We start from the raw sequence: 17,284 nt of genomic DNA, 5'->3' as shown, positions 1-17,284 counted from the left end.
TTTCCAACGACGATGCCGACGCCAATCGCCGCAACCGGGGCTCGCTTGATATACTGAACGAGCCCTGAAGAGAAATCCTATATGCCGCACTGGTACGACGTTACAGCCTGGAACGAGCGATTCGGCAACGATTCGCAGACTGTCCATTCCCTCCGCCGATTCCGCACGCGGTGGTTGAAACAGGGCTGGTCGTTCGAAGAATCGCTCGGCGAAGTCGCTCCCAGCGTGGCTGAAACGCTGCAGTCCGAGATCGATCCGCATCCGCTGCAACTGGCCGAACGACTCGATTCGGAACTGGACGGGGCCAGCAAGCTTCTCTTCCGCACCAGCGAAGGACTGATGATCGAGACGGTCATCCTGCGAGCCGGAACCGGTCGAACTTCACTCTGCATCTCGTCCCAGGTTGGCTGCGCCGCAGCATGTCGCTTTTGTGCGACCGGCCAGATGGGAATTGCCCGCAATCTCTCGCCTGCCCAGATTCTCGATCAGGTCGTTCAGGCGAATGAATTCCTCCGGGCCGAAGATCGCCGCGTTCGGAACATCGTCTTCATGGGCATGGGAGAACCTCTGCACAACGCTGAGAACCTGCACCAGGTGATCAGAGCGTTAACCTCGCCGCTGCTGTTCGACTACGCACCGCAGCGTCTGCTCGTTTCGACGGTTGGTATCCCGGATGAAATGCTGCGACTCGATAAGACCTTTCCAGCGGTGAATCTGGCGCTCAGCCTCCACAGTGCGGACGAAGCAGGTCGGCAAGATTTGATTCCGCTGGCGAAAAGTGTCTCGCTTGATCGCCTGCGTGAGACACTTTTGCAGCTTCAGCTTACCGATAAACGTCGAATCATGATCGAGTACCTGATGCTTAATCAGCGAACCGATCGCCCCGAGGATGCCGAAAAATTGATCGCTTTCCTCAAAAACATCCAAGCCCATATCAACTTGATCCCTTACAATTCGATCGACGGTGCCGACCACCTTCAAGGGAGTAGTCAGGAAGCACGCGAGCTTTTCGCCAACACGCTGAAAGCCGCCGGCTTTCCGGTAACGATTCGCTACTCGCTGGGGGCCGACATCGCTGCCGCCTGTGGCCAGCTTATCCAGCGGGAGAACCGCGAGATTGCCAAACAATTGAAGTCTGCCGTCAACCGTTAATCGGACTCAACACCAGGAGGAGCTACGGACATGTCCGCACCGATTCAGTGGGAATATCCGGTTTATCTGATTGCCCATGGAGGTGGTTACACCTCGATCGTCGACCCTCAAGACACCGACGAACAGCCACAGCACATTCTGACGACTCACTCGACCGAGTCGGTCGCCCTTGGCTTCATGCAGCAGTTCGCGATCATTGGCGAACCTCGTCAATTGAATAACGATCGCGAGTTCCGTTGGTTCCTGAAAAGCTTGAAGCTGCCGGTCACCAAGGTCGCCTACGATCCGCAGCCGGTCGAGTTCGACATCAACGCCAAGTGGGTCTCGTCGATCAAGCGATTGCTGGAAGAGTTCTTGATCGTTGATAACTCTCCGTGGAACTATCCGGTCTTCGTGGTAGAGACCGACGAAGGCTATTCCAGTATCTCTGGTAACGACGAGAACGGAGCATCGATCACGCTGCTCAACCTGTTCACCGAGGAAGAAAAAGCGAAGGCTTACGCCCAGAAGCAGGAAGAATCGGGCAAGGTTATTACGCTGCATAACATGAAACATGTCCGCGAGATCTTGCTCGGCCTGCGCCAGTCGGTTTCGGCTGTAGCGATGGACCCTGTCTTTGAAGAAAACGAGAGCAGCTCGCAATACTGCATCGGCGTCGACGCGTTATTGGACAAGTACCTGGTTCTCGATCAGTAAGACTAACCAGTACCAACCGCAAGGAAGCCGGTCATGGGAGAAGACAGTTACGCACCGTACCTGATGTTCTTCGGCGGGGTCATCCTGCTGATCTGGCTGCTGATGCGTCGCAGTTGGAAGAGCCAGGCCCAGGTTCGCAAGGCCCGTAAGAAAGAAGGGCACCTGGTTCGAAACCCTCGACCGGCTCAATCGCAGTGGACCATGTCCGATGGTCCACACGAACTGAACCAGTGGCAAGTCGAGATGCTCGAGCGGACCCGCGAGTTTCAGGGACTGGTCGACACGAAGCTGCTGATCTTGCAGCGAACGCTTGTGAAACTGGAACAAGTCGCCAGCCAACTTTCCGCGGAAGAGCGTGAAACGTTGCGGCCAGTCGTGGAAGAGAGCGAACAAATCGTTCGTAAAGGAAGCCCCAACTTTCGGTCTGTCTCCGAGCTTCTCTGCGATGACGAGAAACTGGCCGACATCTATACCCTGGCCGACAATGGCATCGATGCAGAAGAGATCGCCCAGCGGTTGGACATCGAAGTCGAACACGTGGAGACCGTGCTACGGCTGAGAAAGAACTGACGTTCGCCTCTAGCTTGATTCTTCAGGTCGTCGCCTTGGGACGCAACAAGATCGGCACCAACCAGATCAACAGGCCCCACACCAGCAGATCCAGACACAACGCGTGCCAGCGAAACGTTTCCAGCTCGCCACGCTGCCAGCGGGCAATTTGAAACGGAAACCCGATCGTTGTCCAAAAGCCAACCGGCAAACCAAATCGAACTGGCCAGTTGCTCAACATCGCCAGTCCGACCATGACAACCGACCAGACGACCCTGCGTGAAGCAAAGCTTCGGCTACGAGGTTCGTTAGAGAGCGGCTTGGTGTTCATGCGTTGTTTTTAGGATCAAGCACGAAAGGCTTCGTTACCGTCAGTTTGCCAGAACGAGGCCACGATCGCCACAACTTTGCAGGTTGGCTTCATATCACACTCGCCAAGAAACAACAAAGCCCACGTCCAGGGATCGTGACGTGGGCTTTGTTTGATTCTCAACCGACGCTTAGTGAATGCGTTGGCCTGGCTTGGCACCTTCGTCAGGGCTGAGCAGGAAGACTTCTTCGCCACCAGGGCCGCTGGCACAGACCATGCCTTCGCTGAGGCCGAACTTCATCTGACGCGGCTTGAGGTTGGCGACCATGATCACCAGTCGGCCGACCAGTTCTTCCGGCTTATAGGCAGCCTTGATACCGGCGAAGACCTGCTTGCGGTGATCGCCACCGAGGCCCAGTGTCAGCTTCAGCAGCTTACGAGCGTCAGGCACTTCTTCTGCCGACAGAACTCGGGCAACACGCAGGTCGACTTTCACGAAGTCGTCGATCGTGCACTCTTCGGCCATCGGCTCGTCGACCATTGGCTGGGCACTGTCTTCAAACTTGGTGGCCGTTTCGTCGGCCTGGCTGGCACCGGCCGGAGCTTCGGCGGCGGCTTCTTCTTTGCTGTCTTCAATCATGGCATGTACCTTTTCAATTTCGACGCGTTGGATCAAGTGTTCAAATTTGTTGACCGCCGTACCAGTCAGCGGCGTTTGCGATTGCTGCCAACTGACGATCGGATCGTTCAGCAGATTGCCGGTATCGACTGCCAGCTTCGGCAGAACCGGAGCCAGGTAGACCACAATCTGACGGAACAGATTGATACCGACCGTACAAACACCTTGCAGCTTCTGGGCGTTCTCCGGATCTTTCCGCAGCTCCCACGGCTTGTTCGATTCGATATACGGATTGGCGGCGTCGGCCAGTTCGAGGATCAGACGCATGGCCTTATTCAGGTCGCAATCTTCGTACGCCTTGGCGATCTCTTCGCCTGCCTTGGCACCCTTTTCAAACAGGCCGCCATCTTCCGGATAGACTTCCGAGAGGCCGGTCTTCTCAACGAACTTGGCGGCTCGCGAAGCAAGGTTCACGATCTTGCCACGCAGGTCGGCGTCGACCTTCTCGACGAACTCTTTCACGTTCAGATCCAAGTCGTCCAGTCTCGGGCCGAGCTTGGTGGCGTAGTAGTACCGCAGATAGGCCGGGTCCAAGTGCTTCAGGTAGGTCGCCGCTTTCACGAACGTCCCGTCGCTCTTCGACATCTTCTTACCGTCAACAGTCAAGAAGCCGTGAATGTGCACTTTGGTCGGCAGTGTGAAGCCCGCCGTCTTGAGCATGCCTGGCCAGAACAGCGTGTGGAAGTACGTGATGTCTTTGCCGATGAAGTGATGGACTTCCGTTTCCGGATTTTTCCACCAGTCGGCCAGTTCTTCGCCGTTCTTCTTGCACCACTGCCAGGTCGACGCGATGTAGCCAATCGGAGCATCGAACCAGACATACCAATAGTCGCCAGGACTATCGGGGATCTCGAAACCGAAGTAAGGCCCTGGACGCGAGATGTCCCAGTCCTTCAGCTCTGGCTCTTTCGGGTTATCGAGAAAGTGCCCCTTCAGGTAATTGGCCACTTCGTCCTGCAGGTGCTTGCCACACTGGGTCCACTCGTTAAGGAACTCGTGCAGTTGTTCCAGGCGAACGAACAAGTGCTTGGCGGTCTTCAGTTCCGGCGTCGCTCCGGAAAGGGTGCTCTTCGGATCGATCAACTCGGCGGGCGTGTACGCGGCGCCACACTTCGAGCAATTATCGCCAGGCTGGTTTTCGGACTTGCAGTTCGGACAGGTTCCTCGGACGAAACGATCGGCGAGGAACGTTTTCTTTTCCGGGTCGAACAGCTGATGCACATCCTTCTCGACCACCAGGTCGGCATCGCGCAGCGACTGCCAGAACTCGTGACAGAGGACACGGTTCTCTTCGCTGTTGGTCGAGCCGTAATTGTCGAACTCGATCCCGAAGCCAGCAAAGTCTTGCTGGTGCTCTTCGCTCATCTTGGCGATGAACTCTTCTTCAGTCACCCCGTTCTTCTGAGCGCTGATCATGATGGCGGTGCCATGCGTATCGTCCGCGCAGAAGTAGCGGCAATCGTTTCCAAACAGGTTCTGGAAACGGACCCAGATATCGGTCTGGATATATTCCACCAGATGCCCGATATGGATCGGCCCATTCGCGTAGGGCAGGGCCGAGGTGACCAAAATGCGTCGTGCCATGGGGGATTCCTCTTGGGTGAGGTCCTATCGCAGGGGTTTTGTCTTCAAGAACGGGGCATTGTACCGCACACCGCCATGTGCGCGGAGTGCGGTCCCCGGTGCTCCCCCTAGACAGAAGTGGGGGCCGAAAGGTTCAATTTGCGGCGATTTTGGCCCGATTGCTGTCAGCTCTCAGCCGCCGGTAGCTAGTCCGTCCACAGACCGAAGGCACGCTACTGAACGTTGCCCGCTGGTCAGCGAAGATCAATAATGGCGGTTTCGTACTTATTCACCTAAGGAGCTCTTATCGATGACGGTCCGATTTGTCGACGGAGACATCTTCGAAACCTCGCCAAAGGTGGCTTTGGCCCATGGCTGCAACTGCGCAGGGGCGATGGGCAAAGGGATCGCAGTCGAGTTCAAACGACGGTGGCCGACCATGTACAAACTCTACAAGGAGAAATGCCAGTCTGGGGAATTTCAGACTGGTGACCTATTTGCCTGGGAAGATCCTGATTCTGGCCGTCTAATTTTGAACCTTGGCACGCAGAAGACCTGGCGTACGAAAGCAACGCTGGAAGCAATCGAAGGTGCATTGCAGAAAGCACTGCGTAAGGTCCAACAGGAGAATATCGAAACCGTCTGCTTGCCGATGATCGGCGCTGGCCTTGGAGGGCTGACCGCCGAACAAGTCAAGACGCAGTTGGTTGAAGTTCTCGATAACTCACCCGTCCAGTTCATCGTCTGCGAGAACTACGCAGCCGGCATTCAACCTAACGGTATCCAATAGCCCTCGTGTTTCGGCAGTTCCCCTTCGTCAGAACTGCCTGATCAACGCGAACCGATTAGGTAAGCTGCTCTTTCAGCCACGCCAGGTCGCGTTTCATGGCGGCCAGATGGTTCGAGACCTCGGCCCCTTCGTCGCCATGTAAGTACTCGACATGCAGCGAGATCGGTCCTTGGTAGTTGCTTTCTTTCAGCAATTGGAAGAACTGCTTCGGCATCTCCCCTTCGGTTACCGAGCACCACTCTGGCCGGCCGTTGTTGCCTTTGAAGTCTTTGATGTAGACCGAGCCGAGATGTGACTGGACCAGGTTCCACTGAATCGGCCAGGCCATGTTCCCTTCGCAGCGAGCGTGGCCGATATCGAAGGCCATGGCAACGTACTTCGGATCGTACTGACGAACCAATTGCATCATGTCCCAGATCGGTGCCCCCATGAAGTTGGCACCGGAGTGATTCTGGTAGACCGCCTGAATCCCGATTTCCTCGTTCATCGCGGCAAGGTCTTTCAGCTTGGCCCCTGCTTCGCGAAGCTGCGGCAGAATCGGCTTCTTCAAGTCGTACCGGTAGTAATCCATCCGGTAGCTCGGGATCCCCAACTCTTTGGCAACCTTCAACGTCTCTTCCGCGTTGGGCGAATCGACACTGTTGATGCTTGACGTCATCACGTCGATGGTCAGGTCGCGTTTCTTTAAAGCTTCGACAAACTTCGGCAGTTCGTCAGCGACTTGTTCTGGCTCGATGTGCCCGCGACGACGGATCGGGGCTTCGATGCCATCGAAACCGATCTCGGCGATGGCGTCGGCCATCTGGTCGTAGGAAAGTGGCTGCAGGAACTTGGTGAACGTGATCACCTTCCAGCGAGACGGCTTGGCTTCTTCGGCGGAAAGCGTGCTGCCCAGTCCCATCGCCGCAGCCGTGCCGAGCGAAGTTTGCAACATTTGTCGACGGTTCAACGCGAACATGTTCGATTCCTTATTTTGAAACCGGGATCACCTTACGGACCCGGTGATTGTTGGTGTCGCCAATGTAAAGCGCGTTGTCCGCTCCGATGCCAATCCCGTGCGGACGATCCATCTTGGCTTGCGTGGCGGGGCCACCATCGCCAGAGAAGCCTCGGCCTTTCGGCCCAACGCCGGCAACCGTACGAATGCGATCGTTCTGAACGTCGATCTCGCGAATGACCTGGTTCTCGGTGTCGACGACGTACAGCTTACCGTTGGGTGCCTTCGCGATTCCCTTCGGGCCGTTCATCGTGGCTTCTTTCGCACTGCCGCCATCGCCGCTGTAGCCTTGCTTGCCGCTGCACGCGACATGCTCGATCTTGCCGCTGCTCAGATCCAAACGCCAAACACTATGACCTTCACGGAGGGCGATCCACAGATCGTTGCCGTCGACGAACAAGGCTCGTGGTCCGAGGATCGGCTTGCCTTCCATGGTCTGGCCATCGACGGGAAGCTTCTTCTCGCCATTGCCAGCAATTGACTGCACGGTGCCGCTGGCCAGATCGATCGCGCGAATGCGATGATTGCCGATGTCGGCCACAAACAGCTTTTGGTTATCGGCAGAAAGATCGATGCTGTGCGGCTGATTGAACTGAGCCTTCGCGGCAGGACCACCATCGCCACTGTAGCCTGCTTTGCCCGTTCCGCCGACCGTCGAGATGATGCCGGTCTTGGCGTCCACTTTGCGGATGACATGGTTCCGCATTTCGACAAAGTACATGTCACCGTTATCGGCGAAGCGAACCTCGTAAGGTTCATTCAACTGCGCTTCGGTGGCAGGGCCGCCATCGCCGGCGTAGCCTTTGGTTCCATTGCCGGCGACCGTGGTGACCTGCTTCGTCTTCAGATCGACGCGCAGCACACGGTGGTTCTCGACTTCGCAGACGTACAAGGCGTCGTCCGGGCCGATCAGTACACCGAAGGTTTGACCGATGTTGACCTGATCGACCGGGCCCGCGTTGGCCGAAACCTGTTTCTGACCGGTTCCGGCAACGGTGACGATGTCGCCATAGTCGGTCGCTTGAACAACCGACGCGGCAACGAGACTAACTAGCAGCGAGAGCAAGCAAAGGGGGGAATGCATGAGGTAGGCTCGCAAGTGAGGGATTTCAATTTAGCTGACAATCATTGCGACTGGCCCCGCATTATAGTCCCCCTGAACCCTTGCTTCACGGCTTAATCAGAATTTTCCCTGCCAGGGTGCCTGCTTGTCGCAGGGTGTTATCTTCCTGCAGTTGATGGGCGGCGGCGGCCTCGGAAAGTGGGAACACTTTGCCGATTTGCGGCTTCAGCTTTCCTTCGGCGAGCCAGCGACTGATCTCTTCGCCACACACCGCCATCTCTTCCGGGGTTGCCTTGAACATGACGAACCCATGCAGGCTACAGCCCTTCACATAGAAGGGTCCCACCGGGAACTCTGGCCGGGCATCGCGGCCTGCCATTAACACCATGCGGCAACGCTCGGCGGCGATGCTCACCAGGAAGTCGAAGTCAGGCTCGCGAACAGTTTCCCAGATCACGTTCACGCCGTTGGGACAAATCTTCAAGACTTCTTCGGTGACGTTCTGCGTCTTGTAATTGAAGACGTAGTCGGCCCCCAGTTCTTTGCAAAGTTCCGCCTTGGCTTCACTACCGGCCGTGGCGAGAACCGTCGCACCGATGGCTTTGGCCATCTGAACGACCATCGAGCCAACCCCGCCTGAGCCGCCATGGACGAAGATCGTTTCGCCAGCCTTCAGTCGGGCGTTGTCGGCACCCAGTCCCATGTGAGCCGTGACGCCGGTCAGCGCACAGGCAGCCGCCGCGTCGTCGGAAACGCTGTCCGGGGTCGCGTAGAGCCAGTGCTCGTCGACGACGGCATACTCGGCGAACGTTCCTTGGCGACCGACCAGACCCTGGTTGGTTCCCCACACACGCTGCCCCACGACGAACTTGCTGGCCCCGGGACCGACCGCTTCGATCGTTCCGGCGAGGTCGCTTCCGGTGACGAACGGCTTGGGCAATTCCCAGTAGTTCGCCCCATTGCGAAGGTAGGTATCGATTGGATTGAGGGCAGCCGTACCGACCTTCACCAAGACTTGTCCTTGCCCCGGCTCAGGCGTTGGCAAATCGCCAACTTGGATGACATCTGGTGGTCCAGTTTCTTCAATGTATGCCGCTTTCATCGCGAACCCTTCCTCGGTTGGGGTGATTGTCGTTGGTCGACCACTTTCATCGTACTGCCCGCGACTACCCACAAACAAGCTGGGCAAACGGCATTCGTGGCTGTGCGTTGGCTCGCCTTAGTGCACAATAGAAGGAAGACCCCGCTACTACAGGAAGGAACGTGCATCATGAAGAACACCGCCCTCATTACAGGAGCTTCCAGCGGTATTGGCCGCGAACTTGCATGGGTACATGCCGAGACGGGAGGCGATCTGGTTTTGATCGCCCGTCGTGGCGAAGTTCTGGAAGAGCTCAAGCTACAGTTGGTCGAGAAACATAAGGTCGAAGTGCTGTGCATCGCCATCGACCTGAACGAGCTCGGCGCGGTGAAGAAGGTCTACGACCAGGTCGACGCTGCCGGCATTGAAATCAACTTTCTGATTAACAACGCTGGCTTCGGAAACCATGGCCCGTTCTACAAACATGACTGGAGCACCGATGGCGGCATGATCCACTTGAACGTCACCGTGCTCAGCGAGATGACGCATCGCTTTCTGCCTGACATGCTGCAGCGGAAACATGGACACATCTTGAATGTCGGTTCGACTGCTGGTTTTTTGCCAGGGCCCACCATGGCGGTCTATTACGCGTCGAAGGCTTACGTCCTCAGCTTTTCGCAAGCGATCGCCGAAGAGGTCGCTGAGTTCGGGGTAACCGTCACCGCCCTTTGCCCTGGGCCGGTCGCGACTGAGTTCTTCGATCGTGCCCACGCCAAGGATGTCGGCATGTTTAAGAAGGGCGCCAGCGCTCGCAAAGTGGCCGAACTCGGCTATCGTTCGATGAAGAAGGGACGATTGGTCGTGATCGATCAGTGGGGCCTCTGGTTCCTGCTGAACTTTGTCACGCCATGGGTTCCGCGACGCACGTTGTTGAAGATTTCTCGCTGGCTATTGGGAAGTTAAGCGAAACATGCTCGACCGAACGTCATTTCTTTGCAAACCCCAACGAATGCGGACTATGATAACCAGTAGTTCGGGGGCCGACAGCGTCCCCAAGGCGGTACTTCGCATTGGAATCGGGGACAAGTGATGAAGAACATACTCGCGGCATTCTTGCTTTCATTTAGTTTCCTCGTTCCCCCCTCGCTCTGCCAGGCGGAAGACACCAGCCCCGACGAAACGGCGATGGCCCAAGAGGCCTTCGTGTATGGTTACCCGATGGTGATGAACTACGGGACGATCTACGAGTATTTCATCGACAGCACGTCAAACCAATACAAGTGTCCGCTGAACCAGATCTACAACTCGGCTCACGTCTACACCCCTGCCGATACTTCGGTGGTCACTCCGAACAGCGATACGCCTTACTCGTTCTTCTGCGCAGATTTGCGGGCCGAACCGATTGTCTTCGCCGTGCCGGAGATGGAAGCGGAGCGATACTACTCGGTGCAGTTGGTTGATCTCTACACGTTCAACTATGGCTATGTTGGTAGCCGAGCCACCGGCAATAAGGCTGGCAAATTCATGATCGCTGGCCCTAACTGGGAAGGCGAAACACCGCCCGGGATCGACAAGGTCTTCCACTGCGAAACCGACTTCTCGATGGCGATCTTCCGGACGCAGTTGTTCGGACCGGATGATCTCGAGAACGTCAAGAAGATTCAGTCTGGCTATCAGATCGTTCCTCTTTCGGTGTACCTGGGTAAGCCTTCGCCCGAATCGCCTCCGTCGATTAACTGGCCTAAAATCGACAAGCAATTGGCAGCCGCCAATCCATATGCCTACCTCGCGTTTATCCTTCGCTTCTGTCCCGCCATTGGGGAAGCCAAGTCCGAGGAAGGCTTGCGGGCACGCATGCAGAAAATGGGCGTCGAGGGTGGCAAGCCATTTCCTTGCTGCGAGTTGACCGGTGCCCAGGAAGTTGCCCTGCGTCTTGGTGCCGAGAAGGGTCTCACCGAGATCCGCGAAAAAGCGGATGGCGTCGGAAGTTCGATCAACGGCTGGCGGGTCATGAACGTTCAAGCCGATCGCGAATCGTACCAGGGAGACTGGCTCCTGCGGGCAGCGGTCGCGATGGCAGGGATCTATGCCAACGACTCGATTGAGGCCACCTATCCGCTGGCTCGGATTGACAGCGAAGGCAACCCGCTAGATGGCAAAGAAAACCGCTATACTATCACCTTCCCAGCCGAGCAGTTGCCACCGGTGAATGCCTTTTGGTCGATCACCATGTACGATGGGACGACACAATTGCTGATCAAGAATCCAATCAATCGGTACCTGATCAATTCGCCGATGCTGCCTGAGCTGAACAAGAATGAAGATGGTTCGCTGACCATCTACATACAAAACGAGCCTCCAGCCGAAGAGCTGAAGGCCAACTGGTTGCCGGCCCCAGATGGGCCGATCTATATGGTGATGCGGCTCTATTGGCCGAAGACGGAAGCTCCTTCGATCTTGCCTCCAGGTCAAGGAACCTGGAAGCCTCCGGCAGTCGTTAAAGCTGACTGAGCTTTAAGCGGCTTGGCGTAGTTTCAACGCGTGCGAGCTTTCATCGTCGAAGTTGGTCAAGCTGCGGACGGCGTACGAATCGTTGCCGTTCGAGGCGTAATAGATCCGAGCATTCACTTCGCCTAGCAGCCCCATGCCAAACATCTGCGAGCCGAGGATCGTGCTCAACACGGCCAACAGCAGCAGTGGGTTGCCAGTCATATCAACGCCGCCGGCGACCTTCATGCCGATCGTCGTCAGCACGCTTAGGATCGCAATACCCAGGCAGCCAAAGCCCATCCGGCCAAACAGCTTCATCGGGCTGGTGAAGAACTGCTGCATGTAAGTGACCGTCAGCAGGTCGAGCACCACACGGGTCGTTCGACCGATGCCGTACTTGGTTTGTCCGAAACGGCGAGCATGGTGACGGGTCACCACTTCGACGCAACGGGCACCACGCTGATGGGCCAGAATCGGGATGAATCGGTGCATTTCGCCGTACAGTTCCAGTTCGACGGCGATCTCTCGACGGATTGCCTTCAACGTGCAACCCAGGTCATGGATCGGGAACTTGGTAACTCGGCTGATCAGCCAGTTCGCGATCTTCGAAGGAAGCTTGCGATTAACCCAGGCATCCTGACGATTCTTCCGCCAGCCATGAACCAGATCGTAACCTTCGTCGATCTTCGTCAGCATCATCGGGATGTCTTCGGGATCGTTTTGCATGTCCCCATCCAGGGTGATCACCACGTCCATCGAAGCATGCTGGATCCCTGCATGCATGGCCGCCGTTTGTCCGTAGTTACGACGGAACTCGACCACCTTCACATGCTTGTCGGTCGCCGCGACTTCCTTCAGCTTGGCGGTCGATCCATCGCTCGAACCGTCATCGACGAACAAGATCTCGTAATCCCGCCCCAGATTCGCTAGCACCTGGTGCAAGCTGCTATACAGGAGAGGAATCGTCTCGATTTCGTTGTAAACCGGAACAACAACGGAAACACTCATGGTGATCAAAACCCGCGTGAAATTCGAATAAATCAGGGCTCAAGTTCCAGCATCGAAATGCCGACCAGCCCGGCAGCGCGGGGATGTTAGCAAACGGAGCGTTTTGGGAGCAAGGGCAGGTGTAGAAAGCCGCCTGGCAGGGCGTTCACCTTCCGGCAGCCTCGACCCGGCTGGCCACCCTACGGCCAGCCAATTTCATAGCCCAGCACTTCGGCACATCGCTCGACCAGCCGACGAACAGCCTCTTGATGTTGGGCCGAATAATAGGGAACCAGGATCCCTTCGCCCGGCTTGAGCACCAGGTTCAGATCGTGCTCGCTTGAGGGGTCGTCGGCCAGGACGACCGCGATCGATTCTTCCTGCAAGGCACGCTGCTGCTCGATCAGTTCGGCTGGGGCATTCATCCGCAACAGGGCCACGATCGTTTCCCCCACGGCATCGGCGCCACCTTCCCGGTCGATCTCACAATGGGGGAATGCTTCCTGAAATCGCTTAGCGATTTCTTCCGGTTTCAGGAACGAGGCATTGTCAGATGGTGTCAGCAGATGGCTCATGCGACACATTTTACGTGTGGGCAGACTGCCGGTTCAATGCACTCCCAACGGGGGCTGGCCCCAGTAAAACCGCTTAGCGCAAGGCAACATTCTCCATTTTTCTCGGTTTTCTCGCCTCTGGCCCCTCGTCTTTGGCCGGCGGGGTCGGCATTGTGATAGTTGGGAGAATTTCGCGGGCTAAAGCAGCCGTATTGCTTGTTTCGCCACCCCCTCGCAGGCCAAGTTGTAAGCTAGGCTTGCTGAGAGTGCCCTGTCACCTTGCCTGCAACTTGCGCAAGGCTCGTCCACTTAGAAGGTATTTCCATGAGATTTCCGCTACTGTCGTTCGCTTTGCTGTTGGTTGCCTCGCCGGTCTTTGGCCAAGGTACGCCTGCTCCGCAAAATTCCGCCCCGCAATATCCAACCCCTCAGTACACCGCTCCGGTTGCTCCCGTTTATCCCGGGTATGGCATGTTCACCAACACCGCCACCGCGGCTCAAGGTGCTTTGGAAGGGATGGCCGACGTCGCCAGCGCTGCCGGGTCGTACAACCTTCAAACCTCGGAAGCCAACATCAACCAGCAAGAGGCCAACCGGCTGTCGATCCAAAACCAACAGATCTACGCCGACACCTACTATCAGATGCGTGCCGAGCACGACGCGTACGAAGCCAAGAAGCATCCGCGTCCGACCGAAGAGCAACTGGTCCACCTCGCCCGGGAAGGCATTCCGAAGCCACTTCCTTCGGGCAGCCTCGATCAAGTTGCCGGCACGGTCAACTGGCCAGAACTGCTGCAATATCCAGAGTTCGCCGACGATCGCAAGCAGATCGAAACCATGCTGAAACTCAAAACCGAACATGGCTCGCTCGGAGCCCAGCAGTCGGCACAGTTCACGCAGGCGGTCGAAGACATGGCCGTGATCCTGAAGCGTGGCATCTCGAAGGTTCCGCCTCAGAAGTACATGGAGTCGTACGACTTCCTGAAGAGCCTTCTCTATTCGACCACGCAGAACCAACTGCCGTAAGCATCCCGCACACTCAGCCACACTTGGAGATAACGCGTCGTGAAACGCTCATTTTTTGCCTTTGCTCTGCTGCTGGTAGCCGTGTCGTTTGGCTCGGTCTCGGCAGCGACTGTTGAACAATCCATTGAAAACCTGAAGTCGACTGACGAAGCGACCCGCATCGCGGCGATTCAAGAGCTCGGCTCGCTCGGCGACAAGGCAGCTTCGGCCGTCACTCCGCTGACTTCGCTGCTGCAAGATACTTCGCCGCAAGTTGCCGCTCAGGCCGCCCATGCCCTCGGCCAGATTGGCGTCGCCGACGACACCACCCTGGAAGGCTTGTTGGCCCTGACCGGTTCGCAAGATCCACAAGTTCGCCGCGAAGCGATCTCGGCTCTGTATGCTCTGCATCCTGGCCACGAAAAGATGCTACCGATCTTCGCCAAATTGCTGGGCGATGCCGATCCAGCCGTTCGCTTGCGTGTGATGAACGCCCTGACCGAAACCGGCAAGCCAGCCGTCCCTGAACTGATCGCTGCTCTGAAGAGCGAGAAGGGTGCCTTGTGGGCTTGCTTGATCCTGCGTGAACTTGGCCCAGAGGCTTCGGACGCCGCTCCGGAACTCGCCAAGGTGCTGACCACCGGCAAGGGTGCGTTGAAGCGTGAAGCGTTGCTGGCCCTGGCCACGATGCCAAAGGCCGCCACCGCCTTTACCGATGCGATCGTCAAATGCCTGGACGATCCAACGCTGGCCGTTTCGGCTACTTACGCCTTGGGTCGCATGGGCACCATGTCGCCAGAAGTCGAAGCGAAGATCAAAGCCAATGTCGAAAGCAAAGACAAGCTGCTGGGCACGATGAGTGCCTGGGCTCTGGCCTTCACCCATCCCGACAACGAAGCCTTCAAGCAAGACGCCGTTCATCGTCTGGCCCAAGGGGTCGGTTCGTCCAACGCGATCATTCGTGCCATGTCGGCCCAGGGGCTGATTTCTCTGCAGGCCAAGCCAGAAACGCTGAAGGCCGAACTGCAAGATCCCCTGAACGACGCCGGCGAACCGGTCGTCAGCAATGCCATGGGCTTGCTCTCGACGATGGGTCCTTCGGCGATCGATTACTTGATCGCTGCTTTGAAGCACCCGAGCACGCGTTTCGATGCGATCGCCATCCTGGGCAGCCTAGGCAAAGAAGGTGCTCCGGCAACCTCGAACCTGATCGCCTTGATCAACGACGAAAATCCACGCGTCGCCAACCAGGCAGTCGTGGCTCTGGGTAACATCGGTCCTGCCGCCAAGGCTGCCACACCAGAGCTGACGAAGTCGCTTGAATCGGGCGAAGGTTCGATCGCTCACAACTCGGCCTTGGCCCTGGGACGTATCGGTCCTGATGCCGCCGAAGCGAAAGCCACCCTGCTGAAGGTCATGCAGAATCACTCCGATCCTGCCATGCAGCTTTCGTGTGCATGGGCCTTGCTGAAGGTCGACAGCGATTCGGCTTCGACCCGCGAAGCAGTCCTGCCAGTGCTGAAGGACGCCATGAAGTCGGACAACCCCATCATTCAGAATGCCGCCAAAGAAATGCTCGGCAAGCTGAACAGCGCGATGTAATCGCCTTCAATTGCCAATCAGTAAAACGGCACGCCATCGCTGGATGACGTGCCGTTTTTTGTTTCTTGAATCGAACGAAGCCACCAGGTAGCTCGCCGCCTGAGCTTGGTCGTGGAATGCTCGGGTCACGACCCAGCCCAGAACGGCGATAACCTGATTCGATGGCTAGGCAGACTCGACGATTCCGGCCTCTTGCACGACCTGGGCCAACCATTGCTCGATACGTTCATCAGTCAGATCCCACTGGTTGTCATCGTCCAAGCCAAGTCCGATGAAATGGGTATCGTCGTAAAGGGCCTGGGAGTCGTCGAACTCGTAGCCGGCGTTCGACCAAACCCCAATCAGTTCCGGCGAACCCAACCGACGAATCGTCTGCCAAAGTTCCCCCATCGCGTCGAGGTAGTTGTCGGGATAGCCAACGGCGTCTCCCATGCCGAAGAAGGCAACCTTTTTACCAGTCAGGTCCAGGCCTTCAAGCTTCGGCAGAAAGCTGGCCCAGTCATCCTGCATTTCGCCGACGTTCCAGGTCGAAACGCCGAACAACAACAGATCGTGTTTCAGCAGATCTTGCGGGTTCGCTTTGTAAACATCGACCACGTCTGCCACGCAGTCGCCCAGTAGTTCTTTCATCTTATTCGCGGCCCCTTCGGTGTTACCGGTGGTCGAGCCGTAGAAGATTGCCATCGAGATATCCATGGTTATTTCTCTTGTCTCTTGATCAAAGGGAAGGGCAGGGCAGGGGACTAAACATCGCGCGATGGTTGCGACGCCCCAAGACGCTCGCGACAAACCGACGCCCGACGAGTGTCTCCGGCATCGTGGAAGATCTGAGCGAGTCGCTTGAGGCAACACGCACACTTGAGCGACGTCAGCTCATCAAGGCTCGCATCGGCCACCGCCAGGTAAGCCTGCTGCGTCTTGTTCTGCCGCGTCAACACGGTCACCAGCGCGACACGGTAAAAGAAGATCTGCGGAGCCATCGCGATCACGCCCACCAGGATCGGTTCGATCAGCTCGGCCGGGTAACCAGCCTTCGACATATAGAACGCGACCCCATACCGGGCGTTGTGCGAGTCAGGCTCGGCATGGCAAGCTCGCTGACAGACATCGGCCGCCAAGGCATACTGCCCCACTATCCCCAAGCCGCGAGCAAGCCGTGCGAGGACTTCGCCATCGAGAATCGGCAACTGGGCCAGGTGGCAATAGACATCGATCGCCAGCTCGGGCTGATCGACCTGGGCATAGCAATCGGCCAGGGCCAACTGGCCCGAGATTGAAAGGCCTTGCAGCGACAACGCGTACTCAAGAGCCTCTTTCCCGGGGGCGAAGTCGCACAGTGCATGGCACAGCACTCCTTTCAATTCCCAGCCAGATGGATCGTCGGGCTGGGTCTTTAAATGGAGGGCCAACGTGTCGACGGCCTCTACGTAACTTCCCTGGTAGTAATAAAATAAAGCCTGATGATAGGCACTTTCGGTCGGGACCATTTCGTTCTCGCCTGAATGGAGTATCGAAAGGGAAAGCGGTTCGTTCCCGCTGCCAGGCAGCCCAAAAGAAGAACACGCAGCCAAGAGACTGGGGCGGACGACCAAGGCGAAAGAAGCCTCTCCGTCACGTCCCGGTGGCTAGCGAACGGTACCAAACCGCGGCAGCTTGCTATAGATACTGAGTCTCAGTTACATTCATTCTAGCGATGTCCCAGTGGCAGGGCAATCCGTTTTCCCGGTTTTTAGCCGCCACCCCAGACGTGGCACAGAGCTTTCAGG

The 17,284-nt window shown here is 57.1% G+C and carries 17 protein-coding genes; 8 read left to right on the top strand and 9 right to left on the bottom strand.

The features are described 5' to 3' along the window. Positions 1–81: 81 nt before the first annotated feature. From rlmN to ABD890_RS13615, 3 genes are read left to right on the top strand one after another with little or no spacing between them, the layout of a single operon-like run. Positions 82–1,152: a 23S rRNA (adenine(2503)-C(2))-methyltransferase RlmN gene (gene rlmN, locus ABD890_RS13625; RefSeq protein ID WP_345090207.1), complete on the top strand. Its 1,071-nt coding sequence runs from the start codon at positions 82–84 to the stop codon at positions 1,150–1,152. A gap of 30 nt (positions 1,153–1,182) precedes the next feature. Beyond that, positions 1,183–1,848: a hypothetical protein gene (locus ABD890_RS13620; protein WP_345090204.1), complete on the top strand. Its 666-nt coding sequence runs from the start codon at positions 1,183–1,185 to the stop codon at positions 1,846–1,848. 33 nt (positions 1,849–1,881) lie between these two features. After that, a complete protein-coding gene (locus tag ABD890_RS13615; protein ID WP_345090201.1) occupies positions 1,882–2,418 on the top strand; it encodes a hypothetical protein in 537 nt (178 codons plus the stop codon). A gap of 22 nt (positions 2,419–2,440) precedes the next feature. On the opposite strand, the gene ABD890_RS13610 is transcribed toward ABD890_RS13615, so the two are convergent. Beyond that, positions 2,441–2,728 (bottom strand): hypothetical protein, encoded by a 288-nt coding sequence (locus tag ABD890_RS13610; RefSeq protein WP_345090199.1) that lies wholly within the window; start codon positions 2,726–2,728, stop codon positions 2,441–2,443. 169 nt (positions 2,729–2,897) lie between these two features. Beyond that, positions 2,898–4,970, bottom strand: coding sequence for a methionine--tRNA ligase (metG, locus tag ABD890_RS13605; RefSeq protein WP_345090196.1), 2,073 nt, complete (start codon positions 4,968–4,970; stop codon positions 2,898–2,900). Positions 4,971–5,259: 289 nt separating this feature from the next. Between metG and ABD890_RS13600 the strand changes: the two genes are divergently transcribed. Continuing rightward, positions 5,260–5,739: a macro domain-containing protein gene (locus ABD890_RS13600; protein WP_345090193.1), complete on the top strand. Its 480-nt coding sequence runs from the start codon at positions 5,260–5,262 to the stop codon at positions 5,737–5,739. 55 nt (positions 5,740–5,794) lie between these two features. Here ABD890_RS13600 and ABD890_RS13595 read toward each other — a convergent pair whose 3' ends face one another. The 3 genes from ABD890_RS13595 to ABD890_RS13585 all read right to left on the bottom strand — a co-directional run bounded on the left by ABD890_RS13595 (position 5,795) and on the right by ABD890_RS13585 (position 8,901). Beyond that, positions 5,795–6,697: a TIM barrel protein gene (locus tag ABD890_RS13595; protein WP_345090190.1), complete on the bottom strand. Its 903-nt coding sequence runs from the start codon at positions 6,695–6,697 to the stop codon at positions 5,795–5,797. A 10-nt stretch (positions 6,698–6,707) separates the two neighbouring features. Further along, complete coding sequence (locus ABD890_RS13590; protein ID WP_345090187.1) at positions 6,708–7,820, bottom strand: NHL domain-containing protein; 1,113 nt, start codon at positions 7,818–7,820, stop codon at positions 6,708–6,710. Positions 7,821–7,905: 85 nt separating this feature from the next. After that, positions 7,906–8,901, bottom strand: coding sequence for an NADPH:quinone reductase (locus ABD890_RS13585; protein WP_345090184.1), 996 nt, complete (start codon positions 8,899–8,901; stop codon positions 7,906–7,908). Between the two features lie 168 nt (positions 8,902–9,069). On the opposite strand from ABD890_RS13585, the gene ABD890_RS13580 reads away from it, so the two are divergent. Further along, positions 9,070–9,843 (top strand): SDR family NAD(P)-dependent oxidoreductase, encoded by a 774-nt coding sequence (locus ABD890_RS13580; protein ID WP_345090181.1) that lies wholly within the window; start codon positions 9,070–9,072, stop codon positions 9,841–9,843. A gap of 126 nt (positions 9,844–9,969) precedes the next feature. Continuing rightward, positions 9,970–11,391 carry a DUF1254 domain-containing protein gene (locus tag ABD890_RS13575; protein WP_345090178.1) on the top strand — a complete coding sequence of 474 codons (1,422 nt, stop codon included), beginning with the start codon at positions 9,970–9,972 and terminating at the stop codon, positions 11,389–11,391. 3 nt (positions 11,392–11,394) lie between these two features. Here ABD890_RS13575 and ABD890_RS13570 read toward each other — a convergent pair whose 3' ends face one another. Then, positions 11,395–12,378 (bottom strand): glycosyltransferase family 2 protein, encoded by a 984-nt coding sequence (locus ABD890_RS13570; protein ID WP_345090175.1) that lies wholly within the window; start codon positions 12,376–12,378, stop codon positions 11,395–11,397. Between the two features lie 179 nt (positions 12,379–12,557). Next, the gene (locus ABD890_RS13565; RefSeq protein ID WP_345090173.1) at positions 12,558–12,932 is read right to left on the bottom strand and encodes a hypothetical protein; all 375 of its coding nucleotides are present in this window, start codon (positions 12,930–12,932) and stop codon (positions 12,558–12,560) included. A 303-nt stretch (positions 12,933–13,235) separates the two neighbouring features. Between ABD890_RS13565 and ABD890_RS13560 the strand changes: the two genes are divergently transcribed. Then, entirely contained in the window at positions 13,236–13,937 is a 702-nt protein-coding gene (locus tag ABD890_RS13560) for a hypothetical protein (RefSeq protein ID WP_345090171.1), read from the top strand. 39 nt (positions 13,938–13,976) lie between these two features. Beyond that, positions 13,977–15,518, top strand: coding sequence for a HEAT repeat domain-containing protein (locus ABD890_RS13555; protein WP_345090168.1), 1,542 nt, complete (start codon positions 13,977–13,979; stop codon positions 15,516–15,518). A 165-nt stretch (positions 15,519–15,683) separates the two neighbouring features. Here ABD890_RS13555 and ABD890_RS13550 read toward each other — a convergent pair whose 3' ends face one another. Continuing rightward, on the bottom strand, positions 15,684–16,214 hold the full coding sequence (locus tag ABD890_RS13550) for a flavodoxin (protein ID WP_345090165.1): 531 nt from the start codon (positions 16,212–16,214) through the stop codon (positions 15,684–15,686). A 47-nt stretch (positions 16,215–16,261) separates the two neighbouring features. Next, positions 16,262–17,005, bottom strand: coding sequence for a tetratricopeptide repeat protein (locus ABD890_RS13545; RefSeq protein ID WP_345090162.1), 744 nt, complete (start codon positions 17,003–17,005; stop codon positions 16,262–16,264). Positions 17,006–17,284 lie beyond the last annotated feature (279 nt).

The organism is Bremerella cremea, from assembly GCF_039541315.1.
Classification (GTDB): domain Bacteria; phylum Planctomycetota; class Planctomycetia; order Pirellulales; family Pirellulaceae; genus Bremerella; species Bremerella cremea.
The sequence above is the reverse complement of the archived record's forward strand: the minus strand, read 5'-3'. Positions and strand labels throughout refer to the sequence as shown.